The organism is Thermoanaerobacter thermocopriae JCM 7501 (assembly GCF_001310975.1).
GTDB classification, from domain to species: Bacteria; Bacillota; Thermoanaerobacteria; order Thermoanaerobacterales; family Thermoanaerobacteraceae; genus Thermoanaerobacter; species Thermoanaerobacter thermocopriae.
Window position 1 is genome coordinate 1 of the sequence record NZ_BAZY01000004.1, and the last position, 23,898, is coordinate 23,898.

The 23,898-nt window shown below is 32.4% G+C and carries 20 protein-coding genes, 6 pseudogenes and 1 riboswitch; of the genes and pseudogenes, 24 read left to right on the forward strand and 2 right to left on the reverse strand.

Going from position 1 to position 23,898, the window contains the following annotated elements; translation table 11 throughout:
* Window positions 1-55 precede the first annotated feature (55 nt).
* A riboswitch (SAM riboswitch) is annotated at window positions 56-178 on the reverse strand.
* Between the two features lie 361 nt (window positions 179-539).
* Entirely contained in the window at window positions 540-1,088 is a 549-nt protein-coding gene (gene thpR, locus JCM7501_RS02355) for an RNA 2',3'-cyclic phosphodiesterase (protein ID WP_028991655.1), read from the forward strand.
* Between the two features lie 24 nt (window positions 1,089-1,112).
* Here the strand turns inward: thpR and JCM7501_RS02360 are convergent, their stop codons facing one another.
* The gene (locus tag JCM7501_RS02360) at window positions 1,113-2,825 is read right to left on the reverse strand and encodes an Rqc2 family fibronectin-binding protein (RefSeq protein ID WP_013150398.1); all 1,713 of its coding nucleotides are present in this window, start codon (window positions 2,823-2,825) and stop codon (window positions 1,113-1,115) included.
* A gap of 198 nt (window positions 2,826-3,023) precedes the next feature.
* Here JCM7501_RS02360 and JCM7501_RS02365 point away from each other — a divergent pair, with 198 nt between their 5' ends.
* The 21 genes and pseudogenes from JCM7501_RS02365 to JCM7501_RS02465 all read left to right on the forward strand — a co-directional run bounded on the left by JCM7501_RS02365 (window position 3,024) and on the right by JCM7501_RS02465 (window position 21,543).
* Window positions 3,024-3,551 (forward strand): Chromate resistance protein ChrB, encoded by a 528-nt coding sequence (locus tag JCM7501_RS02365; protein ID WP_028991656.1) that lies wholly within the window; start codon window positions 3,024-3,026, stop codon window positions 3,549-3,551.
* A 15-nt stretch (window positions 3,552-3,566) separates the two neighbouring features.
* Window positions 3,567-4,696 (forward strand): annotated as a pseudogene (locus tag JCM7501_RS02370) (MFS transporter).
* A gap of 91 nt (window positions 4,697-4,787) precedes the next feature.
* Window positions 4,788-5,611 (forward strand): annotated as a pseudogene (gene dapF, locus JCM7501_RS02375) (diaminopimelate epimerase).
* Between the two features lie 45 nt (window positions 5,612-5,656).
* Entirely contained in the window at window positions 5,657-6,529 is an 873-nt protein-coding gene (locus JCM7501_RS02380) for a YicC/YloC family endoribonuclease (protein ID WP_013150394.1), read from the forward strand.
* Window positions 6,530-6,541: 12 nt separating this feature from the next.
* Window positions 6,542-6,828 (forward strand): annotated as a pseudogene (gene remA, locus JCM7501_RS02385) (extracellular matrix/biofilm regulator RemA).
* Window positions 6,829-6,837: 9 nt separating this feature from the next.
* Window positions 6,838-7,461 carry a guanylate kinase gene (gene gmk / locus JCM7501_RS02390; RefSeq protein ID WP_012995368.1) on the forward strand — a complete coding sequence of 208 codons (624 nt, stop codon included), beginning with the start codon at window positions 6,838-6,840 and terminating at the stop codon, window positions 7,459-7,461.
* Complete coding sequence (rpoZ, locus tag JCM7501_RS02395; RefSeq protein WP_013150393.1) at window positions 7,458-7,670, forward strand: DNA-directed RNA polymerase subunit omega; 213 nt, start codon at window positions 7,458-7,460, stop codon at window positions 7,668-7,670. The genes gmk and rpoZ overlap by 4 nt, the downstream gene beginning before the upstream one ends.
* An 11-nt stretch (window positions 7,671-7,681) precedes the next feature.
* Entirely contained in the window at window positions 7,682-8,881 is a 1,200-nt protein-coding gene (coaBC, locus tag JCM7501_RS02400) for a bifunctional phosphopantothenoylcysteine decarboxylase/phosphopantothenate--cysteine ligase CoaBC (RefSeq protein ID WP_028991659.1), read from the forward strand.
* A 50-nt stretch (window positions 8,882-8,931) separates the two neighbouring features.
* A pseudogene (gene priA, locus JCM7501_RS02405) lies at window positions 8,932-11,127 on the forward strand (primosomal protein N').
* 19 nt (window positions 11,128-11,146) lie between these two features.
* Window positions 11,147-11,626 carry a peptide deformylase gene (gene def, locus JCM7501_RS02410; RefSeq protein ID WP_013150390.1) on the forward strand — a complete coding sequence of 160 codons (480 nt, stop codon included), beginning with the start codon at window positions 11,147-11,149 and terminating at the stop codon, window positions 11,624-11,626.
* Window positions 11,627-11,629: 3 nt separating this feature from the next.
* Window positions 11,630-12,559, forward strand: coding sequence for a methionyl-tRNA formyltransferase (gene fmt / locus JCM7501_RS02415; protein ID WP_028991661.1), 930 nt, complete (start codon window positions 11,630-11,632; stop codon window positions 12,557-12,559).
* A 22-nt stretch (window positions 12,560-12,581) separates the two neighbouring features.
* Complete coding sequence (locus tag JCM7501_RS02420) at window positions 12,582-13,334, forward strand: DUF116 domain-containing protein (RefSeq protein WP_028991662.1); 753 nt, start codon at window positions 12,582-12,584, stop codon at window positions 13,332-13,334.
* A gap of 5 nt (window positions 13,335-13,339) precedes the next feature.
* Window positions 13,340-14,023 (forward strand): zinc metallopeptidase, encoded by a 684-nt coding sequence (locus JCM7501_RS02425; protein WP_028991663.1) that lies wholly within the window; start codon window positions 13,340-13,342, stop codon window positions 14,021-14,023.
* A gap of 18 nt (window positions 14,024-14,041) precedes the next feature.
* Window positions 14,042-15,376, forward strand: a complete 1,335-nt coding sequence (gene rsmB / locus JCM7501_RS02430; RefSeq protein ID WP_028991664.1) for a 16S rRNA (cytosine(967)-C(5))-methyltransferase RsmB — start codon at window positions 14,042-14,044, stop codon at window positions 15,374-15,376.
* Between the two features lie 94 nt (window positions 15,377-15,470).
* Window positions 15,471-16,498 (forward strand): annotated as a pseudogene (gene rlmN / locus JCM7501_RS02435) (23S rRNA (adenine(2503)-C(2))-methyltransferase RlmN).
* A 7-nt stretch (window positions 16,499-16,505) separates the two neighbouring features.
* Window positions 16,506-17,249 carry a Stp1/IreP family PP2C-type Ser/Thr phosphatase gene (locus JCM7501_RS02440; protein ID WP_012995357.1) on the forward strand — a complete coding sequence of 248 codons (744 nt, stop codon included), beginning with the start codon at window positions 16,506-16,508 and terminating at the stop codon, window positions 17,247-17,249.
* The gene (pknB, locus tag JCM7501_RS02445; RefSeq protein WP_028991665.1) at window positions 17,246-19,132 is read left to right on the forward strand and encodes a Stk1 family PASTA domain-containing Ser/Thr kinase; all 1,887 of its coding nucleotides are present in this window, start codon (window positions 17,246-17,248) and stop codon (window positions 19,130-19,132) included. Before JCM7501_RS02440 ends, pknB begins: the two co-directional genes overlap by 4 nt.
* On the forward strand, window positions 19,133-20,014 hold the full coding sequence (gene rsgA / locus JCM7501_RS02450; RefSeq protein ID WP_012995355.1) for a ribosome small subunit-dependent GTPase A: 882 nt from the start codon (window positions 19,133-19,135) through the stop codon (window positions 20,012-20,014).
* Between the two features lie 3 nt (window positions 20,015-20,017).
* Window positions 20,018-20,668, forward strand: coding sequence for a ribulose-phosphate 3-epimerase (gene rpe / locus JCM7501_RS02455; protein WP_012995354.1), 651 nt, complete (start codon window positions 20,018-20,020; stop codon window positions 20,666-20,668).
* The gene (locus JCM7501_RS02460) at window positions 20,665-21,300 is read left to right on the forward strand and encodes a thiamine diphosphokinase (protein ID WP_013150381.1); all 636 of its coding nucleotides are present in this window, start codon (window positions 20,665-20,667) and stop codon (window positions 21,298-21,300) included. Before rpe ends, JCM7501_RS02460 begins: the two co-directional genes overlap by 4 nt.
* 60 nt (window positions 21,301-21,360) lie before the next feature.
* Window positions 21,361-21,543: a hypothetical protein gene (locus JCM7501_RS02465; RefSeq protein WP_028991666.1), complete on the forward strand. Its 183-nt coding sequence runs from the start codon at window positions 21,361-21,363 to the stop codon at window positions 21,541-21,543.
* A gap of 35 nt (window positions 21,544-21,578) precedes the next feature.
* Here JCM7501_RS02465 and rpmB read toward each other — a convergent pair whose 3' ends face one another.
* Entirely contained in the window at window positions 21,579-21,767 is a 189-nt protein-coding gene (gene rpmB, locus JCM7501_RS02470; RefSeq protein WP_012995351.1) for a 50S ribosomal protein L28, read from the reverse strand.
* A gap of 184 nt (window positions 21,768-21,951) precedes the next feature.
* On the opposite strand from rpmB, the gene JCM7501_RS02475 reads away from it, so the two are divergent.
* Entirely contained in the window at window positions 21,952-22,302 is a 351-nt protein-coding gene (locus JCM7501_RS02475; protein ID WP_012995350.1) for an Asp23/Gls24 family envelope stress response protein, read from the forward strand.
* A 10-nt stretch (window positions 22,303-22,312) separates the two neighbouring features.
* A pseudogene (locus JCM7501_RS02480) lies at window positions 22,313-23,893 on the forward strand (DAK2 domain-containing protein).
* The last annotated feature ends 5 nt before the right edge of the window (window positions 23,894-23,898 follow it).

Sequence of the window (23,898 nt, forward strand, 5' to 3'; positions counted from 1 at the left end):
TACAAAATAAAAATAAAAAACCCTCTTCTGACAGCGCGAAGAGGTTTTTGAAATCCTCTTATCTGCCAGAACTCAACGTTCTGCAGGAATTAGCACCGTGCAGCCGGAAGTATAAAACTTTCGGCCACCGGTTGCCGGGTTTCATCGGGCCAGTCCCTCCACCTGCTCTCGATAAGAGTTTTTATATTATTATTCACTTTAAACAATTTAATTAGAATATTAGCATTGTCCTGGACTTTTGTCAATAGGTCAAAAAATCATGGTAAGTGCAAATTTTTTGTAAAAATCAAAAATCAAAGAAAGAGATTGCCTCTTATGAACGATAATCTGAATAGCATTATACTACGATTTGAATTAGATTTCAATAATGATATAATGGAAATATTTAGACATATGCCAGAAGAATAAATTGTGAAAAAGAAAGTAGCAGTAGACCATTAGGATGGACTTTTTTCTGTTATTGTTTGTTATAATTTTAATAAGCACAACAAAAATTCCAATACAATTATTTCCAAGGAAATAGGCAAAGGAGGAGTAACATGAGGACATTTATTGGGATCGAGTTAGGTGTAAAAGCTACAGATGAATTATCGAGATTTCAGGAGGTACTGAAAAATTATACGATAAAAGGAAGATGGACTCATAAAGATAATTTCCATATAACTTTAAAGTTTTTAGGAGAAATCGAGGCGGAAAGCATAACCGAAATAGAAGATGCTGTTAAAGTTGCTGCAAAAAGTATTAACCCCTTTTATATAAAATTTGATAAAGTAGGTTTTTTTAAAGGTAATAAAGACATGAGAGTATTGTGGGTAGGTACAGAAGAAAATCCTTTTCTTAATAAATTGCATGACAATATAGATGAGGAATTGCATAAAATTGGATTTAAAAAAGATGAGAGAAAATTTACTTCCCACATTACCATTGCCAGAGATATACGTTTAAACATTGGAATAGAAGAAGTAAATAATCTTTTTGAAAAACAAAAGAAAAATGATATTTTGGTCGATACAGTTTTTTTGTATGAGAGTGTTATACAAGAAAATAGAAGAAAATATATTCCTATATTTAGTGTGCCTTTAAGATAAGAAGTAAGATGCTTAAAAAGCATCTTACTCTGGATTTACATAAAGGGTTTTTTGGTTTGTGTATATTACAAAGCCCGGTTTTGCACCAGAAGGTTTTTTTACATATTTTTTTAAGGTATAATCAACGGGTACATTTGAAGAATGTTTCGCTTTGCTATATTTAGCGGCTAATTTTGCAGCTTCTATAAGTGTTGCTTCAGGAACTGGTTTGTTATTTGTCTTGATTATGACGTGGGACCCTGGTATGTCTTTTGTATGAAGCCATATATCGTTAGGATTTGCGAATTTTAACGTTAGATAATCGTTTTGAGTGTTATTTTTTCCTATATATATGTCAAACCCGTCTGAGGATACTACATGCAATGGTTGAGAAAGAGTTTGTCGTGATATTTTTTTCTTTTGTTGCTTATGTATATATCCTTGTTCAAACAGTTCATTTTTTATTTCTTCTATTTCTGATGGCAATGTACAGTTTTCCAGGTTCACTAATTGACCCTCTAAATAAGTTATTTCCTCGAGAGTATCGGATATTTGTTTTTCTATTATTTTGTTGGCATTTTTTAACTTACTGTATTTTTTAAAGTATCTTTGGGCATTTTCTGAAGGGGAATATTTTTTGTCAATGGGTATTTCAATTTCTTCGCCAGTGTAATAGTTTATAGTTTTCAAGTTTTCCATTCCTTTTTTTAGAAGGTGCATATTTGCTGTTATAAGTTCGCCGTAAAGTCTAAAAGTGTCAGCGTTTTTTGCTTCGTTTAATTCTTGTTGAAGTTTATCTAGTTTGTTATAAAGTTTTTCTAAATTGTTGCTGATGATTTTTCTTAAATCCGAGGACCTTGCTTGCAAATTTATTATATTTGCTTTTTCACTGAAAAATTTACAAGCAGCTTGGTTTACTGTAGGGAAAAAAGTTTTTGTAATATATTGAGTCAAATCAATACAAGAAAAGTCAATTACTTCATTTTCCTGAAAAGCAATGCAAGGTTTTAAATTTAAGCTTAAAACATCTTCATATATTTTTTTTATGTTTTGATATAGATTTTCAATTTGCTCATCTTCTATTGATTCTACAAATCTGTCAGATATATTACATCTAAAAGCAACTTCTCTTGCTAAAGTGGGGCTAAATCCTTGTAAAATATCTACTAGAGTTTTTTCAATTTTTTTTGACTTGTAGTTATTAATAGCTTTTTTAAAAGAAGGTAGCGAGAGATTATTTATATTTAACTTTTCCTGCAGTGGTGGGTAGACATATTGCCTCCCAGGTAGTACTTCTCTTACTTTACTCATATCGGAATATATTCTTTTTATGCTATCTATTATCGTTTCATTAGCTTTGTCAATTAATATGATATTGCTGTGTCTTCCCATTATTTCAATAATTAGAGTTTTAATTGTTTGATTTTCTAATTCGTCTTTTGTTTCTATATCGATTTTTACTATTCTGTCAAATTCTACTTGTTTTATATCTATTATCCTGCCGCTTTGAAGAAATTTTCTCAAAAGCATGCAAAACATTGGAGGCTCAGCAGGATTTTCTTTATTTTCTTCTGTAAGATATATTCTTGGATAATTTGCATTAGCAGACAATAGCAGTTTATAGTTTTTACCTTTGTTTCGTATTATAAAGATTAATTCTTCTTTTTCAGGTTGATATATTTTATCAATTCTTCCACCAATAATTTCTTCTTTTAATTCTTTTGTTATTGCATGCAAAGTTATGCCGTCCAAAGCCATAGTTATAACCTCCAGATTTTATTGTATATAAAAAGTATACCATGAAATCGAAGGGTTTAATAGTGAAAAATTGATTGTATTGATTTTAGTTGTAACATTTGTTACAATAAAACAAGATGTAAAAATAGGAATTAAAGTTTAATTGCCATAAGTAGAAAGTTGAAAAGCAAGAGAAAGAAAGATAGAGGAGGTGGAAAGTTGAAGTGGTTGCTTTTTGTGTATAAGGTCCCAAGTGATTCGTCAACAGCTAGAGTTACTATCTGGAGAAGAATAAAAAAAATTGGTGCTTTGTATTTACAACAGTCTGTATGTATTGTGCCTTATATAGAAAGGTTTTTAAAAGAAATAGAAAAGTTAAAAGAAGAAATTAAAGGTTTTGGAGGAGATTTTAAAGCCTTTGAAGTAGTGGCCCTTGATAAAGAAATAGAGAAAGATGTGGTAAAACAATTTAATCATCAAAGGATGGAAGAATATAGTGAAATAAAGGAACAATGTGAAGAGTTTTTTAAAGAGATTGAAAAAGAGATAGCGAGAAAAAATTTTACTTTTGCAGAATTAGAAGAAAATGAAGATGAGCTGAATAAGTTATATAAGTGGTTTGAAAAAGTAGCCCAAAGAGATGTGTTTGAGTGTGAAATGAAAAAAGAGGTTAAGAATTTATTAGAAAAAGCCAGTCGAGACTTTGAATATTTTGCTTCATTGGTTTATGAAAACAATAAAGAATGATGGGAGGTATTTTGATTGTTAAATGTAATTATTTTAGGGTTGACAAGTCTTCTTACAGATATATCTACTGAAATGGTATATCCTCTGATTCCACTTTTTCTCACTTCTCAACTTGGGGCAAGCCCTACAATAGTAGGTATTATTGAAGGATTTGCAGAAAGTTTAGCTAGTATACTTAAGGTTTTTTCAGGATACATATCTGATAAAGTAGGTAAAAGAAAGCCTTTAGCTATAGCTGGATATTCTTTTTCTACTATAGGAAAAATGTTTTTGTATTTTGCTACTTCGTGGGGATGGGTGTTTTTAGGTAGAACCAGTGACAGATTTGGAAAAGGAATACGGACAGCCCCAAGAGATGCTTTGATTGCTGAAGCTGTAGATAAAGAAAACATTGGAAGAGCATATGGACTTCATAGAGCATTGGATACTTTAGGTGCGACGATTGGAATTGCTTTGGCGTATTATTTTTTGACTTTTTATAGAGGAGATTATAAAGCGGTTTTTATGTATTCTCTGATACCAGCTTTTTTAGGAGTTTTTGTGCTGTTTTTTGCTAAGGAAAGCACAGTAAAACGTGAACTTTCAAAAAAGCTTTCATTTTCTTGGAGAAGTCTTGATAGACGCCTTCAAATGTTTTTAATAGTTATTTTAATTTTTGCCTTAGGTAATTCTTCTAATCAGTTTTTGCTTTTAAGGGCGAAAATGTGGGATTTAGCGAGTCAGATGTTATACTTTTGTATTTGGTGTACAACATAGTTTATATGATTTTTTCGTATCCTATGGGAAGGTTGTCTGATAAAATAGGGAGAAAGAAACTTCTCATTATCGGTTATTTCCTTTACGGAATAGTGTATTTAGGATTTGCTGTTTTTGGCTTTAAAAGTGCTATGTGGATATTATTTTCTGTTTACGGCTTGTACATAGCCTTGACTGAAGGGGTTGAAAAAGCTTTAGTTGCGGAAATTTCTCCATCCCATTTAAAAGCTACAGTCATAGGGCTTCATGCTACTTTTACAGGTATTGGCCTTTTACCGGCGTCTTTTATAGCGGGAATACTTTGGGATACATTGGGAGTAACTGCACCTTTTTATTTTGGCGGAATTATGGGAGTTTTGGCTGCTATTGGCCTTATGATCGTTTTATGATTGTTTTCCTCACATTTTCTTAAAATATCTAACCAAATTAGCCTTTTTTGTGTTATAATATCCTTGAAGATTAGAAAATGGAGTGATATAGGTGAAATTTACTAAAATGCATGGATTGGGGAATGACTTTATAGTAATTGAGGCTCTAGAAAATGTAGATTATAGTGAATTAGCTGTTAAACTTTGTGATAGGCATTTTGGCATAGGGCTGATGGCCTTTTAGTTGTTGAGCCTTCAGGAATTGCAGATATTAGGATGAGAATTTTTAATGCAGATGGCAGCGAAGCAGAAATGTGCGGCAATGGTTCTAGATGTTTTGCAAAATATGTTTATGAGAGAGGGATAGTAAAAAAAGAGAAAATGGCTGTGGAAACCTTAGCTGGAGTGATTATGCCAGAAGTTTTTGTGAAAAATGGGAAAGTAGAAAGTGTAAAAGTTTACATGGGTAATCCTATTTTTGAAACTAGTAAAATACCTATAAAAACGGATAAGCAAAAATTTATTAATGAGCCGGTAAAAATAGATGGGAAAGTTTATAAATTAACTTCTATAAAAGTAGGAGTGCCTCATACTATTGTTTTTGTAGAATCCTTAGATGAAAATATGATTAAAGAGTTAGGTTCTAAAATTGAAAAGTCTTCTCTTTTCCCTCAAGGTACAAATGTGGATTTTGTAAAAGTAGAAGATAAAGAAAATATTTTTGTAAGGACTTGGGAAAGAGGTGTAGGACTTACTCTTGCCTGTGGAAGTGGTGCCTGCGCTTCTGCAGTAGCTTCAGCAGTATTAGGTAAGACGGAGCGAAATGTCAATGTTCATTTTAAAGCGGGAAAACTTTTTGTAGAATGGCTTGAGGACAACAGCATTTATTTATCTGGTAAGGTGGAAGAAGTTTTTAGGGGCGAGATAGAGCTTTAGTTTAATACAGAGAGAATTTGACTATAATAAGAAAAAGGTGATATGATGATAAAAAGCATGACTGGTTATGGAAGAGGTGAGATTAAGGAAAAAGGTTATTATATAACTGTGGAAATTAAATCTTTAAATCATAGATTCTTAGATATAAATTGCAGGATGAATAAACTTTTAAATGGGCTTGAAGAAAAAGTGAGAGAATTTGTTTCGCAGCATGTTGCGAGAGGAAGAATAGAATTAAATATTGGCTTTGAAGTGTATGAAAGAAGTATTAATGTTATAGAAATTGATGAGAATCTTTTGTCAGAATATCTTAGAGTTTTTACTGATGTAAAGACTAAATTTGAATTAGAAGGATTTATAAAGGTAAGTGATTTGGTGTATCTACCAGAAGTTATCAAAGTAAAAAATGAGGATTTGGATTTGGAAGAAATATGGGAATTATTGAAACTGCCATTGAGGGAAGCTATTAATAACCTCGTTGACATGAGAAACAAAGAAGGTATAAAATTATACGATGATGTTGTTAATAGGATAGACAAAATTTCAGAGATAGTAAAAGAGATTGAGGATTTGAGTTTTGTAGTAGTAGAAGATTATAGAAAAAGATTGGAACAGCGTATAAAAGAATTGGGGGTAGATATAGATCCTAATAGGATGGCAATGGAAATAGCAGTTATTGCTGACAAGTCATGTATTGCTGAAGAAATTACAAGGCTTAAAAGCCATATTATTCAATTTAAAGATTCTTTAGAAGAAGAAGGTCCTGTAGGTAAAAAATTAGATTTTATAGTTCAGGAAATGAATCGTGAAGCTAATACGATTGCTTCAAAGTCAATAGACTATAGAATTTCTAATAAAGTCATTAACTTGAAAAATGAAATTGAAAAAATTAGAGAACAAGTTCAAAATATTGAGTAGGGAGGAAAAAGTATGTCGATTAAATTAATAAATATTGGTTTTGGCAATATAATTTCGGCTAATAGATTGGTGGCAATAGTCAGTCCAGAATCTGCGCTATAAAAAGAATAATTCAAGAGGCAAAAAATAGAGGTATGCTTATTGATGCTACATATGGTAGAAGAACTAGAGCTGTTATAATTACTGATAGTGACCACATAATACTTTCTGCTGTTCAACCAGAGACCGTAGCTAATCGTCTCAATTCCAACAAGGAAATATTAGAAGATGCTTTAGATGAAGAGGAAGAAGAAGAGTAGGGGGAATTTGTGTTGTCGAAAAAGAAAAAAGGGTTACTTATTGTACTTTCTGGACCTTCAGGAGCAGGAAAAGGGACTATATGCAAAGCTTTGATGGAAAAAGAGAAAGATTTAAAATTGAGTATATCTGCCACTACCCGTCCGCCAAGAAGCGGGGAAATAGAAGGAAAAAACTATTTTTTTAAAACGGAAGAGGAATTTGAGAAAATGATAGAAAATGATTCTTTTTTAGAATGGGCAAAGGTATACGACCACTACTATGGAACACCAAAGGATTTTGTATTAAAAAATTTAGATGAAGGAAATGATGTGGTGTTAGAGATAGATATTCAAGGAGCTTTAAAAATAAAAGAGAAGTTTCCAGAAGGAATATTTATTTTCATATTGCCTCCTTCAATGGAAGAATTGAAAAATAGAATTAAAAAACGTGGGACAGAGACAGAAGAAGAGATAATCAAAAGATTTAAAAGTGCGTATGAGGAATTAAATTATGTTTCCAGGTACAATTATGTAGTTATAAATGACAGTATAGAAGAAGCGGTTGAAAAAATTAGAGCTATAATTATTGCAGAAAAATGCAGAGTCGATAGAAATAAGGATTTGTACTTAGAAATCAGGGAGGGATTGACATGATTTTATATCCATCAATTGTAGATTTGATGGAAAAAATGGATAGCAAGTATACTTTGTGTTCTTTAGTTGCCAAAAGAGCAAGACAGCTTATTGCTGGTGACACTAAATTAGTAGACATAAATTCTGATAAACCTGTAACAATTGCTACAGAAGAAGTAAATAATGGACTTATTACTTATCAAAGACCGCAAAAATATGGAATAAAATAGAGGGTGTTGAAATGAATACAAGCAAAAAAAATGTAGTGTTAGGGGTTACAGGAGGTATAGCAGCTTATAAAGCTGCTGACCTTACATCTCGACTAGTAAAAAAAGACATAAATGTGGATGTCATAATGACAAAGGAAGCTACAAATTTTATAAGCCCTCTTACTTTTGAGGCTTTAACTAACAATAAAGTAGTTGTTGACATGTTTGCAGATAGGAAATATTGGGAAATTGAACATGTTTCTTTAGCAAAAAAAGCTGATGTTTTAGCAATAGTTCCTGCAACCGCAAATATTATCGCTAAAATTGCTCATGGGATTGCAGACGATATGTTAACTACTACTATTCTTGCTACAAAAAGTCCTGTATTAATTGCTCCCGCCATGAATACAAACATGTATACCAATCCTGTAACTCAAAAGAATATTAAAATTTTAAAAGAATATGGTTTTTTATTTGTGGAGCCGGGTACAGGAAGGCTTGCTTGTGGAACTTATGGTGCAGGAAGATTGGCTAATGTAGAGGAGATTGAAAAAGCTATTTTAGAGTTATTGCACAATGAGAAAAAAAGAGATTTTGAGGGGAAAAAGGTATTAGTAACAGCAGGGCCCACTCGTGAGCCTCTTGACCCTGTAAGATACATTACAAATCGCTCTTCGGGTAAAATGGGATATGAGATTGCAAAAGCTTTGGTAGAAAGAGGAGCACAAGTGATTTTAATTTCTGGGCCTACTTATATAGAATCTCCTAAAAATGTAACATTTATTCCTGTAGAAACAGCAGCAGATATGTACAATGCTGTCATGATACACCTTAATGAAGTAGACATTGTCATAGGGGCTGCGGCAGTTTCTGACTACAGACCTAAAGAGATAAAAAAAGAAAAGATAAAAAAAGATGAAGAGAAATTAACTATTGAATTGGTTAAAAATCCAGACATAATGTATGAAGTAGGACAGAAAAAAGGAAACAAGATTTTGATAGGTTTTGCCGCTGAAACTACTAATTTAGTAGAATATGCACAAAAAAAGTTAAAGGAGAAAAATATGGATTTAATAGTTGCAAATAATGTCTCTCAAGAGGGAGCAGGTTTTGAAGTAGATACTAATATAATAAAAATCATAGATAAAGATTTAAACATAAGGGAGTATCCTTTGATGACAAAAGAACAAGCTGCCCATGTGATATTAGATGAAGTAGCTAAATTATTGTAAAGCCTTTTGGCTTTTTTTATTTGGTAAATATTTAACAGGCGGAGGTTGCTATGTTTGCTGAGGTCGTTGTAGACATTAAATCTTCTAATACTGACAGGGTATATACTTATCATATTCCTGAAGGAATGAATGTAAAAATTGGGATGAGAGTATCTGTTCCTTTTAATAATAGGTATATAGAGGGTTATGTAATAAGTATTACTGACAAGGCGTCTTACTCGGTGGATAAAATAAAGGATATCTATAGGATTTTAGATAGCTACAGCATATTTGATGAAAAAATGATTGAACTGGCTAAGTGGATGAGGGATTATTATAAATGTTATTTTTCTGAAGCTCTTCAGACTATAATGCCTGTAGGGATAAAGCAAGGGGAAAAGAAGGTAAAGGTTGTGAAAATAAATATTGATGAGATACCTTTCCAACTTTCTAAAAGAGCGCCAAAGCAATACGAGATTTTACAATATTTAAAAAATAAAAGTCCTATTAGGCTTTCTGAGCTTGTCAAAGTCCTGAATATAGATTATTCAGTTATAAAAAATTTACAAAATAAAGGGTATATAAAGGTTTATGAGGAGGAAGTTTTGAGATTTAATATAAAAGATATTGAAAGGACTAAACCTTTATCTTTGACAGAGGAACAAAAAAGAGCTGTAGAAGAAGTTAAAAAATCTATCTTGACAGGTACTTTTGATAAATATTTGCTTTTTGGAGTTACGGGAAGTGGCAAAACTGAAGTTTATCTTCAATTGATAGATGAAGCTATAAAAATAGGCAAAAGCGCTATAGTTTTAGTACCAGAAATCTCATTGACGCCTCAGACAATTGAAAGGTTTGTAAGCCGATTTGGCAATAGGGTAGCTGTAATACACAGTGGCCTTTCATCGGGAGAACGTTTCGATGAATGGCGAAAAGTAAAAAATGGTTTAGTGGACGTAGTAGTTGGTGTGAGAAATGCAGTTTTTGCTCCTTTTAATAATCTTGGCCTTATTATAATTGACGAGGAGCATGAGACTACCTATAAACAATCAGACTTAAGACCCAAATATAATGCTAAAGAAGTGGCAGAGAAGCGGTGTGAAATACAAAAAGCAGTTCTGGTTATGGCAAGTGCTACTCCTTCTTTAGAGACCTATTATAAAGCTAATAAAGGAGAATATAAACTTATAAGGCTTACAAAAAGGATTAATGTTTCTATGCCGAAGATAGAAGTTGTCAATATGAGTGAGGAATTGGCAAGTGGAAATACTTCAATATTTAGTCGTAAATTATTTTCCTATATAAAAGAAAATCTTAAAAGGAGAGAGCAAACTATTCTTTTTTTAAACAGAAGAGGATATTCTTCATTTGTTTCCTGCAGAGATTGTGGCTATGTGCCTAAATGTCCCAATTGTGATATTTCTTTAACTTATCATTTTGAGGATAAAAAATTAGTTTGTCATTATTGCGGTTATGAAGAGCCTATGAAAGATACTTGTCCTAAATGTGGGAGTAAAAGAATTAGGTATCTAGGTATAGGGACTGAAAGGGTAGAAAACGATATAAAAAATTTTTCCTAATGCAAGAGTTTTGAGGATGGATGTAGATACTACAAGGAAAAAAGGTTCTCATGAGAAAATTTTTTATGATTTTAGAATGGTAAGGCAGATATTTTAATCGGTACGCAAATGATATCTAAAGGCTTTGACATTCCAAATGTTACATTGGTGGGAGTAATACTTGCAGATATAACTTTAAATCTTCCTGATTTTAGGTCCAGTGAAAGGACTTTTCAGCTGCTTACTCAAGTAGCTGGAAGGGCAGGAAGAGGTGAAAAGCCTGGGAGGGTTGTTATACAGACTTATGAAGAAGACCACTACAGCATAATTGCTGCAAAACAGCAAAATTATGGAAAGTTTTACAACGAAGAAATTAAATACAGAGAAATATTTAAATATCCTCCTTTTTCACATCTGATGAATGTAGTGATATCAGGAGAAAAGGATGAAGAGGTTAAAAATATGGCCGCAAATGCTTATTTAACTTGTCAAAAACTTATTAACAAACTTCAAAATAAGAGTTATAATAAAATACTAGGACCTGCTCCTGCTCCTATAAGTAAGATAAACAATAGATATAGATGGCAGGTCATTTTAAAAAGTGAAGATAGAAGTATTTTGGCGGAAATAGCAGAAGAAATCCAGAAGATGAAATATCCTAAAGATATAAGAATATCAATAGACATTGACCCTTTGAATATAATGTAAATTTAAGGAGGTATTAATTTTGGCAATAAGGTATATAAGAAAAATTGGGGATGAGGTCTTAAGAAAAAAAGCAAAACCTGTTACAGAGATAAATTCTCATGTTTTGACTATATTAGATGATATGGTACAAACGATGTATCTCAACGAAGGGGTAGGCTTGGCAGCAAATCAGGTGGGTATTTTGAGAAGACTAATAGTGATAGATATAGGAGAAGGACTTTTAGAACTTATAAATCCTGAAATTGTGTATGAAGAAGGTGAACAAGTAGGAGCAGAAGGATGTTTGAGCATTCCAGGAGTAGTAGGAGAAGTTAAAAGGCCTAAAAAAGTAAAAGTAAAATATTTAGATAGAGAAGGTAAAGAGAGGGAGATCGAAGGAGAGGATTTATTGGCAAGAGCTTTATGCCATGAAATAGACCACTTAAACGGAGTTCTCTTTATAGATAAGGCTATAAGATTTTTAGATGAAGAAGAGAAAGAAAATGTCAAGGAGGTATGATTGTTGAAAATTGTCTTTATGGGGACGCCTGACTTTGCCGTCCCTTCTTTGCAAAAACTTTTTGAAGAAGGATACAACGTAGCTTCAGTGGTTACGCAGCCAGATAAACAGAAAGGAAGGGGGATGAAACTTAGATTTTCTCCTGTCAAAGAAGTGGCATTGCAAAAGGGAGTAGAAATTTTACAGCCAGAAAAGATAAAAAACAATAAAGAGTTTTTAGAAAGATTAAAAGAGATAAATCCAGACGTCATAGTTGTTGCAGCTTATGGAAAGATTTTACCCGAAGAAATTTTGGCTCTTCCTAAGTACGGTTGTATAAATGTCCATGCTTCTCTTTTGCCAAAATACAGAGGAGCAGCTCCCATTAATTGGGCTATAATCAATGGTGAAAAAGAAACGGGTATTACTACAATGCTTATGGATAAGGGATTGGATACAGGAGATATTCTTATCAAAAAATCTATTCCTATTTTAGAGGAAGATGATGCGGAAACACTTCATGATAAGCTTTCTCGATTAGGAGCAGAAGTTTTAATAGAAACGTTAAAAAGATTGGAAAAAGGCACTTTGACGCCGGTTAAACAAAAGGAAGAGGAGGCTTCTTATGCCCCAATACTTACTAAAGAAATGGGGCACATAAATTGGAATAAAACGGCGGAAGAAATCCGAAATTTGATAAGGGGAATGAAACCTTGGCCTGGCTGTTACACGTTTTATAAAGATAAGATGTTAAAAATTTGGAAAGGAGAGATAGTCGAATACAATGGGAAAGAAGAAAATGGAACAGTTTTAAAGTCAAAAGGCGACTTAATTGTGAAATGCGATAAAGACGCCCTAAAGATAGTAGAGATTCAACAAGAAGGTTCTAAAAAAATGAGTATTAGGGAATATTTAATAGGTCACAATATACCTGAAGGGACAATTTTAAGATAATTTTTAAAAAGGAGAATAACTTTTGAAGGGGAAAAAAAGAATTTTTTTGGGGATATTGGCAGTTACCTTTTTGGTTTTTACTTTAGTCGTTTTGGGAATTTTATACGTAATAAATAGAGGGAAAATTGAACTTTATAGATATTTGTTTATTACGTTAATGATTTTTGTTCTATCTTTGATGGCTATAATTGTGGCTGTTATTGGAGCGACTTTTTATGTGGTGGTTGGTAAAAAATCTAACAAAATTTTAAACTCTTTCATAGCAAATTTTTTAGACCTTTTTTATCCTTTGGTGGTCTTTGTAGCAAGAGTTTTGGATTTAAAAATTGAAAAGGTAGAGCAGTCTTACATTGAAATAAAGAATTTTTTGTTTAATAAAAATATAAAGAGATATGCCCCACAAGACATATTGATATTGTCACCTCATTGCATACAAAATAGCAACTGTAAATTTAAAGTAACTTATGATATAGATAATTGTAGACGATGTGGAAAGTGCCAAATCAATGATTTGGTAAATTTCAAGGAGAAATATGACGTAAATGTGGCAGTTGCTACGGGTGGTACTATGGCGAGAAAGGTAGTGAAAGATACAAGGCCAAAAGTTATAATAGCGATTGCCTGTGAAAGAGATTTGACAAGTGGCATGCAGGATGTGAAGAAAATCCCTGTGTATGGTATAATAAATGACAGACCTAATGGGCCGTGTTTTAATACTCGTGTAGATGTATCAAAAATTGAAAAAGCCATAAAAAAATTGTTAAATGGAGGGTGATTAGTATGTTTTGGGATACTACAATAATACTTTTAATACCAGCTTTAATATTCGCAATGTATGCGCAAGCTAGAGTGCAAAGCACTTTTAGCAAATACGCTCGCGTCAGAAATAGATATGGGTATACCGCAGAGGAAATAGCTAGAAAGATATTAGACGGTATGGGGCTTTATGATGTAAGAATTGAAAGGATACCGGGGAATTTAACTGACCATTACGATCCAAGAGCAAAAGTGTTAAGACTTTCTGAATCTGTTTATGGAAGTGACTCTATAGCAGCAATAGGAGTAGCTGCTCATGAAGCAGGGCATGCTATACAGCATGCAAAAGGTTATGTACCTTTGACTGTAAGAAACAGTCTTGTTCCGGTGGCTAATTTAGGTGCTAATTTAGCTTGGCCTTTAGTCATTTTAGGATTTTTCATGGGGGCGCCGGGACTACATTTGATAAACATAGGTATACTCCTTTTTAGTGCAGCAGTACTTTTTCAGGTTATTACTTTGCCTGTAGAATTTGATGCAAGCAATAGAGCAATAACACTTCTTCAATCAAATATACTTTTTACAAGAGAAGATATTGAACCTGCCCGGAGGGTACTACAAGCTGCTGCTTTGACTTATGTAGCTGCGGCATTGGTTTCCATTATGCAATTATTAAGACTAATTATTATAAGAAACAGCAGAGAGTAAAGGAGAAAATTTAGATAAATGAAACCAAGAAAAATAGCTTATAAAATACTTCAAGAAGTGTTGTCAAAAGAAGCTTATGCGAATATTTCCTTTAATAAGCATTTAAAAGGACGAGAATTAAAAGAAGTAGATAGAGACTTTATTAAAAAACTGGTCTTTGGTGTTATTGAGAGAAAGTACACGCTAGATTTTATACTTTCTTTTTTTGTAAAGAAGCCCGCGGATGAAAAAAGTAAGATTTTCCTTGAAATGGGATTATATCAGCTTTTGTACATGGATAAAGTTCCATCTTATGCGGCTATAAATGAAACAGTTAATATAGCTAAAAACGTATTGGGAATAAAAAGGGCAAACTTTATAAATGCAGTTCTAAGAAGCTATGAAAGAGAAAAAGAAAAAGTAATTTTCCCTGATAAAGAGAGGGATTTAAGGAAATATTTAATGTTAACATATTCTTATCCTGATTGGATTGTGGAAAGATTACTAAATAATTATGATGAAGAAAAAGCAGAAGCTCTTTTAAAAAGTTTAAATGAAAAACCCAAAATTTGTTACAGAGTTAATACACTAAAGATTGATATAGAAGATTTGAAAAAGCTATTAGTTTCTCGCGGTATTGTTTATAAAAAAGGTTATTATCTAGAAGAAGCGCTATATATAGATATTAAAAACCCTGAAAGTCATCAATTGTACAAAGAAGGGCTTATTTACATTCAGGATGAGGCTTCTATGTTGGTTTCTAAAATTTTAAATCCTAACGAAGGAGAGACGGTATTAGATGTGTGTGCTGCTCCTGGTGGTAAAACGACCCATATAGCGCAATTGATGAAAAATACTGGTAATGTTGTAGCTTTTGATTTACATCCTCATAGATTAGAGGTGATAAAAGAGAATTGTAAAAGATTAGGAATTACAAATGTAAAAGCAGAAGCCTTTGACTCCACTTTTGTTAATGACAAATATCTGGAAAAAGCAGATAAAGTCTTAGCAGATGTCCCTTGTACAGGTATAGGTATAATCAGAAAAAAACCTGATATTAAGTTAAAGAATTATACGAAAAGTGAAATTTCACAATTAGTTGAAACGCAATATAAAATATTAGACTCCAGTTCAAAATATGTAAAAAAAGATGGATTTTTAGTGTATAGCACCTGTACTATAGGAGTAGAAGAAAATCACAATGTAATAATGAAATTTTTAAAAGAACACCCTAATTTTAGATTGGTTGCTATAAAAGCTGAGATGCCAAGTGGATTGAATATTGAAACTGCTTCTTTAGGATATATACAAACTACACCTTTAGAGCATGGAATCGATGGCTTTTTTATAAGCAAGTTAAAAAGAATAAAATAACGTGCAAAACGATAGCCATGTATGAATTTATCAAGTAAACTTATGGGGATAAGAAACCTACGAAATTTCAACATGGACACGGAGGTATATTAAGTTGTACAATTTAAAAAATATGACGTTAGAAGAAATGGAAGAATTTTTTGTAAATATTGGAGAGAGTAGATATAGAGCTAAACAGATTTACAAGTGGATTTACGGTAAAAAAATTACAGATTTTGACAAGATGACAGATATCTCTAAAAATTTGCGATCAAAATTAAAAGAAATTGCTTATATTTCTCAATTGAAGGTAGAAGCGAGAAGGGTTTCTGAAATAGATAACACTGTGAAATACCTTTTTTGCTGGAAGACAAAAATATTATTGAAGGAGTTGCTATAAAATACAGGTTTGGAAATACTGCCTGTGTTTCTACTCAAGTAGGATGCAATATGAGATGTAGCTTTTGTGCTTCTGCTATTGGAGGCAAAGTCAGAGATTTAAAAGCTTCAGAGATGGTAGACCAAGTTATGTCTATAGACAGCGACTATGGCAAAATTTCAAATATTGTTTTAATGGGCAGTGGAGAACCTTTTGACAATTACGAGGAAGTGATGAAATTTATAAAAATAGTAAATAACCCTTACGGTTTAGGAATAGGCAGTAGGCATATAACTATATCTACTTGCGGAATAATTCCTAAAATTTACCAATTTGCAGATGAAAAATTACAGGTTAATTTATCTATTTCATTACATGCTCCTAATGATGAATTGAGAACTCAACTAATGCCAATAAATAAAGCTTATCCATTAGAGGAATTGATGAAAGCTTGTAAGTATTATATAGAAAAAACAAGGCGCAGGATAACCTTTGAGTATTCGTTAATTGAAGGAGTAAATGATAAAAAAGAACATGCATATCAATTGGTGGATTTATTGCAAGGCATGCTGTGCCATGTTAATTTGATACCTATTAATTACGTAAAAGAGATAGGCTTTAAAAAGGCGGCTAATGAAAAAGTGATGATGTTCAAAAAAATTATTGAAAATGCAGGGATATCTTGTACGGTGAGAAGGGAATTAGGAAGCGATATTGAAGCTGCCTGTGGACAGCTGAGGAGAAAGTATTTAAAAGAAAGGTAGGGTTTTTATGATTGTAGCTGCCCTAACTGATATTGGCAATGTAAGAGAAAAAAATGAAGATTATTATTATGCCTCGGGAGAAAAAGATTTGCCACTGTTTATTGTAGCAGATGGAATGGGAGGCCATAATGGGGGTGAAGTTGCAAGTAAGTCTGCTGTTGAAGCCATTGTTGATTATTTTAAAAAGAATTATTTTAAGCTACAGGATAGAGAAATTTCCTCTATAGAAGGTTTTATAGAGAAATCAATTAAATATGCTAATAAAATTGTTTATTCTCAAGCCTGTTCAGAATGTGAATTGACAGGGATGGGTACTACTCTTACTTTGTTATTTTTTGAAAAAAACCATTTTTTTATAGGACATATTGGAGATAGTAGGGCTTATTTGATAAGAGATAACAGCATAGAGCAAATTACAGAAGACCATTCTTTTGTAGAAGAACTTGTAAAAATGGGTAAAATAACTCATGAAGAAGCCCGAGTTCATCCTCAAAAGAATATAATAACAAGGGCTTTGGGAGTTGATGAGGAAGTAGAAATTGATATATTCCATGACGCTGTTATGCCAGAAGACATTTTGCTTTTGTGCACAGATGGGCTAACTAATTTGGTGACAGACCAACAGATTTTAGATGAATTTACTAGGAATGAAGATATAAATACCTCTTGTATTAATTTAGTAAATCTTGCAAAAGCTAACGGCGGATATGATAATATAACTCTTATCGCTGTTAAGGAGGTGACATCATGATTGGACGTATATTAGGTAACCGCTACGAAATATTAGAGGAAATTGGCGAAGGCGGAATGGCTAAGGTTTACAAAGCAAAGTGTCATCTCCTTAACAGAATAGTAGCAATCAAAATTTTGAGGCCTGAATTTGCAGCAGATGAGGATTTTGTAAAAAAGTTTAGAAGAGAGTCTCAGGCAGCGGCAAGTCTTTCACACCCTAATATAGTGAGTATATACGATGTTGGGCAAGAGGGAGACATTTACTATATTGTAATGGAATATATAAATGGACACACTTTAAAAAAACTCATAAGTGAAAATGGAGGACCGTTAGAAGTAAAAAGAGCAATAGAAATAGCAAGACAAGTTTGCAAAGCCTTGGATCACGCTCATAAAAATCGAATAATTCACAGGGATATAAAACCACAAAATATTCTTGTTACTGAAGAGGATGTGGCGAAAGTTACTGATTTTGGAATTGCAAGGGCTGCCAATGGTTCTACCATAACTTATACCGGAGATGTGGTAGGAACTGCTTATTATTTTTCTCCTGAACAAGCAAAAGGCGGAATAGTAGATGAAAGAACGGATATTTATTCTTTAGGAATTGTCCTTTATGAAATGCTAACGGGAAAAGTACCTTTTGAGGGAGATAGTCCTATTTCTGTCGCTTTAAAACACATTCAAGAAGAGATAATTCCTCCTTCCAGGCTAAATGAGAAGGTGCCAAAAGAATTAGATCAAATAGTTTTAAAAGCTACACAGAAGGATGTAAATCTTAGGTATCAAACTGCAGCAGATTTTCTTAAAGACTTAGATACTTTTTTGCGAAATCCTAAAGAGCTAAATTTCAAAGAAGAGGAAATTACAAAAACACGGGTGATTCCTTCTAAAGATGTAGAAGAGTTAAAAAAAGCAGCACAAAAAAAAGAAAAAGAAAAGAAAAGACGAAATGTCATAAAGAAAATAACAATTGCTTTATTAATTCTTTTGTTGATGGCTTCTTTATCTTATGGTACGATATACGTCCTTAATAACTTTTTTAAAGTGAATGATGTAGTAGTTCCAAATATTGTTGGTTTGTCTTTAAATCAGGCAAGCAAAATTTTATCAGACCATAATTTGAATATGGAGATAAGCGAAGAACAGTACAGTGATAAACCCGAAAATACTATTTTATCTCAAGATCCTTCACAAGGCAGCGTAGTAAAAGCTGGAAGTACAGTTTATGTAGTAATTAGTAAAGGCAGGCAAGTTGTTGTGGTGCCTAATGTGATAAACAAAGATTATTTAGAGGCTAAAAATATCCTTGAGAATATGGGCCTTAAAGCAAACATTATAGAACAATACAATGATCAATTTGCTAAAGGATATGTCTTTGATCAAAATCCAAGACAAGGGGTACAGGTAGAATACAATACAGCGATTGATCTATATGTTAGTAAGGGTCAACAACCTGCGATAATGCCCAACGTAGTTAATATGACATTGGAGGAAGCAACAACTGCCCTAGAAAATGCTGGTTTAAAGTTAGGCAAAGTCATTTATAAAGAGACTACTGAGGTACCAGAGGGTGTGGTTTTAGAGCAAAGTGTTTCTCCAGATAGTGAAATTCAAAAAGGAAGCACGATAGATTTAATTGTCAGTAAGATGCCTCAGATGCCCCAGGGTTCTTTACAACACCGAACCAAAAATGTTATTATTGAATTGCCTAACAAACAGGGCACTATGAAAGTAGATGTATATGTAATACAAAACGGACAAAAAAATTTAATATATTCTGCCCAACACACTTATCAAGATAGCCCTCTTACTGTTCCTGTAACGGCATATAAAGGTAAAGCTACAATTGAGGTGGATATAGATGGAGAAGTGTATAGCACAGTGGAGGCGAGATTTTAATTGACGAGGGTAGTGGGAAAAATTGTGGGAGGAATAGCTGGATTTTATTATGTAGCTACAGAGCACGGCATTATAGAATGCCGTGCTCGCGGAAAATTTAGAAAGGATAATGTTACTCTCTTAGTAGGTGACATTGCGGAAATTCAAATGATAAACGATAGGGAGGGGTATATTTTAAACATTTTACCACGAAAAAATAAGCTTACAAGGCCTCCAGTAGCTAATGTAGACCAAGCTATAATAGTATTTGCTATTATTAGGCCAGAACTTAACAGAATTTTATTGGATAAAATGATTGTATTGGCAGAGAGTAATGACATTGAGCCTGTAGTTTGTATCAATAAAGTGGATTTAAAAGAGGATAAAGAGGCTTTTGATTTGGTGAGTGTTTATCAGAAAATAGGATATAAAGCAGTTGCAACTTCTACAGTTACAAAAGAAGGAATTGACGAATTAAAATCCTATTTAAAAGACAAGGTTTCTTTTTTTGCAGGTCCTTCTGGAGTAGGAAAGTCCTCTTTGATTAATTCTATTCAATCAAATATAAAACTCAAGACAGGGGAGGTAAGCGAAAAGCTTTTAAGAGGTAAACACACAACAAGAAGCGTAGAGCTTTTATCTCTTGATTTTGGAGGGTATGTTTTGGATACCCCAGGTTTTACTGCATTAACATTAGATATTGAAAAACAAGACCTTCGATACTATTTTAGAGAATTTTTAGAGTTTCAAGGAGGGTGCAAATTTTCTTCTTGTCTTCATATACAAGAACCGGGGTGCAATGTTATAAAGGCTGTAGAAGAAGGACTAATTGATAAAAACAGATATGTAAGTTATATTTCTCTGTTTAAAGAATTAAAGGAAAAAGAAAAGAGGAGGTACTAAAAATTGAAAATAGCTCCTTCAATATTATCTGCAAATTTTGCAAATTTATTAGAAGATGTAAAAAAGATAGAAAAAGATGCTGACCTTTTGCATATTGATGTAATGGATGGCCATTTTGTTCCAAATATCACCATTGGACCAGTAGTAGTAAAGTCCCTGAGAAAATTTTTTTCTATTCCCTTTGATGTTCATTTGATGATTGAAAATCCAGATTTGTACATAGAAGATTTTGTAAATTCGGGCGCGGATATTATAACTGTTCACCAAGAAGCTTGTATACACTTACATCGTACGATACAGAAAATAAAAAGCTATGGTAAAAAAGCCGGAGTTTCTTTAAATCCGGCTACACCTTTAGAAAGTATAAAATATGTATTACAGGATATTGATATGGTTCTGATTATGACGGTAAATCCTGGATTTGGAGGACAAAAGTTTATAGATTCAATGCTTAAAAAGATTGAAGAAATAAAGAAAATGAGAGAAGATTTAGGCTTAAACTTTGAAATTGAGGTAGATGGGGGAATTAACCTTTATAATGTAAAGGAAGTAGTTGAGGCAGGAACTGATATAATTGTAGCTGGTTCTTCAATTTTTGAATCTTCGGATCCTGCCCAAACTATAAAAGAATTTAGAAAGGCAGTAAAAAGATGAGGGTTTTAATTATTTCTAATGGGGATATAAAAGATTATGATTTTTATAAAAATTTGACAAAAGAAGTAGATATAGTTATATGTGCAGATGGTGGAGCGAATCATGCCTATCAAATGAAACTAAAACCTCATTTGATAGTGGGTGATTTAGATTCAATAAAAGAAGAAGTTTTGGAATTTTATAAAAACAAAGGGGTAAAAATTGAAAAATATTCTCCTATGAAGGACGAGACAGATACACAATTGGCAATGATAAAAGCGATAGAATTAGGGGCGAAGGAAATTATTTTTACAGGGGTATTTGGAGAGAGATTTGATCACTCTTATGCAAATCTTTCCCTTTTGTTGTATTTATTAAATCGCAATATCAAGGGTAAAATTATAAATGAAAAAAATGAGATATATTTGATTGATAAATTTTTAGAGATTGAAGGGAAAAAAGGAGAATTGTTATCTTTACTTCCATATTCTAAAGATGTAAAAGGAATATACACTAAAGGTTTGTTTTATGCCCTTTCAGGTCAAAGTATGGATTTAGAAATGCCTTACGGTATAAGCAATGTTTTTATAGAAGATAAAGCAACTATAAAAATAGAAGAAGGACTTTTATTAGTGATAAAACCAAGAGAATAGTTTCAAAATCCCTTTCCTGTGAATAGTATAATAGTAACTAAAGAGGAAAGGGGTGTTTTTATGAACAAATTTTTTTATAAACTGAAGCGATTAAATAGGCAACTAAATTATTCGTTAGGATATGTATTGATTGCTTTAGGTGTATTGATTTTTATTAGGTATATTCCTTACTGGTTATGGATGATTTTTTTGGGAATTTTTCTTGTAATAGCTGGTTACTATGTAAACATATATTTTAAGTGAAAAATAAAAAAGCGTGCAAAAATGCACGTCTTTCTTTATATTGCTCTTTGTACTTTTCCTGATTTTAAGCATTTTGTACATACATGGAGTCTAACAGGAGTACCATTTACTATTGCTCTTACTTTTTTTAGGTTAGGCTTCCACTTTCTTATGGATTTTCTATGAGAGTGGCTATATTGGTAACCTGCCAAAGGACCTTTTCCACAAACATCGCACTTAAGCACAGTTGCACCTCCTTTGAAAGACAGTAATATTTTATCAAAAATTAATTACTTGCACAATAAAAATCAAAATAACAATATTATTTTATCACCATCTCTTATAAATGTAAATACCTTTACAACAAATGTTTAGTTGATGTTATTAAGAGATTTAGGTAAAATATAAATTAAGATTGGAGGGGTATTAATGGTTCAAATAAAAAACAAATATGGCATAATACATATTTCAAATGATGCAATTGCTGCTATAACCAGTAGAGCAGTATCTGAATGTTATGGGATAGTAGGATTAGGCAGAAAAGGAGCAAATGGATTAATAGAAATATTTAAAACAGAAAATTCTGGAAGAGGAGTCAAGGTTGTTACTATAGAGGAAGGTTTGATATTAGAAGTTTATATAGTTGTCCTATACGGCGTAAATATAAAAACTGTTTCAGCGAATGCTATTGAAAAAGTAAAATACGCTGTCGAGAAATTTGTAGGAGTAAAAGTAGAAAATGTAATAATAAATGTTCAGGGAATTAAAGTTGATAATTGAGGAGGAAGTTGTGTTGAAGTACTTAGATGGAAAAATTTTAAAGAACATGATGATAGCAAGTTCTAATTATCTTTTTAACAACAAAGGAGAAGTTGATAAACTCAATGTTTTTCCTGTTCCAGACGGTGATACTGGCTCTAATATGGCATATACAATGCAATATGCTGCAAAAGAGTTAGAGAAATCACAAGATACGATAAGAGAAGTTTTAGATGCTATTTCGAAAGGTACTTTAATGGGAGCAAAAGGTAATTCGGGAGTTATTTTATCCCAGATTTTTAGAGGTTTTTCTAAACGACTTAGAGATACAAAAAAGATAACTCCTTGCGATTTTGCAGAAGGCTTGAAAGCTGGTGTAGAGGTAGCTTATAAAGCAGTTATGAGACCTGTAGAAGGTACTATTCTCACAGTATCTAGGGAAACTGCAGAAGAGGCGGAAAAAATATGTAAAAAGGTTGAAAATTTTGAAGAATTTTTTCGCAAAAATTATTGAAGCTGCAGAAAAGTCTTTACAAAACACTCCAAATCTCTTGCCAGTTTTAAAAGAGGCTGGAGTAGTTGATTCTGGTGGAATGGGATTTGTGTATGTATTAAAGGGGATGTTTGAAGGGTTTAAAGGAAACAAAATTGAGCCGATAGAAGTTTTAAAAGAGACAGTAACAAATAAGCAAACTGTGGAGGATTTAAGATTTTTATATTGTACAGAAATATTAGTGAAAACAAAAAAGAGTTATGCAGAAGCTATTTTAAAAGGTAAATTCGAAAGATTTGGAAATAGTTTGGTGATAGTTTCAGATGATGACATTTTAAAAGTTCATGTGCACACGAACAATCCTGGATTAGTATTAGAAGAAGGACTTAAAATAGGTGAACTTATAAAAGTGAAAATTGACAATATGAAAATACAACATGAAAGTTGGTAAGTGAAGAGCAAAAGGCTGAGAAAAAATATGGAGTTTTAGTTGTAGCTAATGGAGAAGGAATTAAAAATCTTTTTTCAGAGCTGGGCTGTGATGTTATTATAAATGGTGGACAAACTATGAATCCGAGTACAAATGATATTTTGGAGGGTATAAAAAAGATTAATGCGGAAAATATTTTAGTTTTCCCCAATAATAAAAATATAATAATGGCTTGTGAACAAGCAAAAGCCTTATCAAATAAAAAAGTAGAAATAATCCCAACAAATAATTTTAGTGAAGCTATAACTTCTATTTTAAATATTGATACTGAAAAGAGTTTAGAAGAAAATGTAGCTAAAATAAAAGAAATATTAAGTAATATAAAGACAATTGAAGTTACTTATTCAGTAAGAGACACGCAAATAAATGGTTTTGAAATCAAAAAAGGAGATGTGTTAGGTTTTATAAATGACAACCTGGAATCAGTAGGAAAAGATTATAATAAAGTAGCACAAGAATTGATTTATAAAGCTTTAGATGAGGATTCTTCATTAGTTAGCATATATTATGGGGAAGAAGTTACAAAAGAAAAAGCGGAGGAATTGAAAAATTCTATTTCCGTAGAGGCAGATGTAGAAATTTATTTTGGAGGTCAGCCGCTTTACTATTACGTTATATCAATAGAGTAAAGGTG

What these genes read in the sequence shown, in the direction of transcription:
- JCM7501_RS02380 (WP_013150394.1), top strand. Translation starts at nt 5,657, where the DNA reads ATGATAAAAAGCATGACTGGTTATGGAAGAGGTGAGATTAAGGAAAAA.
- JCM7501_RS02440 (WP_012995357.1), top strand. Translation starts at nt 16,506, where the DNA reads ATGATTGTAGCTGCCCTAACTGATATTGGCAATGTAAGAGAAAAAAAT.
- rpoZ (WP_013150393.1), top strand. Translation starts at nt 7,458, where the DNA reads ATGATTTTATATCCATCAATTGTAGATTTGATGGAAAAAATGGATAGC.
- JCM7501_RS02465 (WP_028991666.1), top strand. Translation starts at nt 21,361, where the DNA reads ATGAACAAATTTTTTTATAAACTGAAGCGATTAAATAGGCAACTAAAT.
- JCM7501_RS02360 (WP_013150398.1), bottom strand. Translation starts at nt 2,825, where the DNA reads ATGGCTTTGGACGGCATAACTTTGCATGCAATAACAAAAGAATTAAAA.
- coaBC (WP_028991659.1), top strand. Translation starts at nt 7,682, where the DNA reads ATGAATACAAGCAAAAAAAATGTAGTGTTAGGGGTTACAGGAGGTATA.
- thpR (WP_028991655.1), top strand. Translation starts at nt 540, where the DNA reads ATGAGGACATTTATTGGGATCGAGTTAGGTGTAAAAGCTACAGATGAA.
- JCM7501_RS02460 (WP_013150381.1), top strand. Translation starts at nt 20,665, where the DNA reads ATGAGGGTTTTAATTATTTCTAATGGGGATATAAAAGATTATGATTTT.
- JCM7501_RS02475 (WP_012995350.1), top strand. Translation starts at nt 21,952, where the DNA reads ATGGTTCAAATAAAAAACAAATATGGCATAATACATATTTCAAATGAT.
- JCM7501_RS02425 (WP_028991663.1), top strand. Translation starts at nt 13,340, where the DNA reads ATGTTTTGGGATACTACAATAATACTTTTAATACCAGCTTTAATATTC.
- rsmB (WP_028991664.1), top strand. Translation starts at nt 14,042, where the DNA reads ATGAAACCAAGAAAAATAGCTTATAAAATACTTCAAGAAGTGTTGTCA.
- pknB (WP_028991665.1), top strand. Translation starts at nt 17,246, where the DNA reads ATGATTGGACGTATATTAGGTAACCGCTACGAAATATTAGAGGAAATT.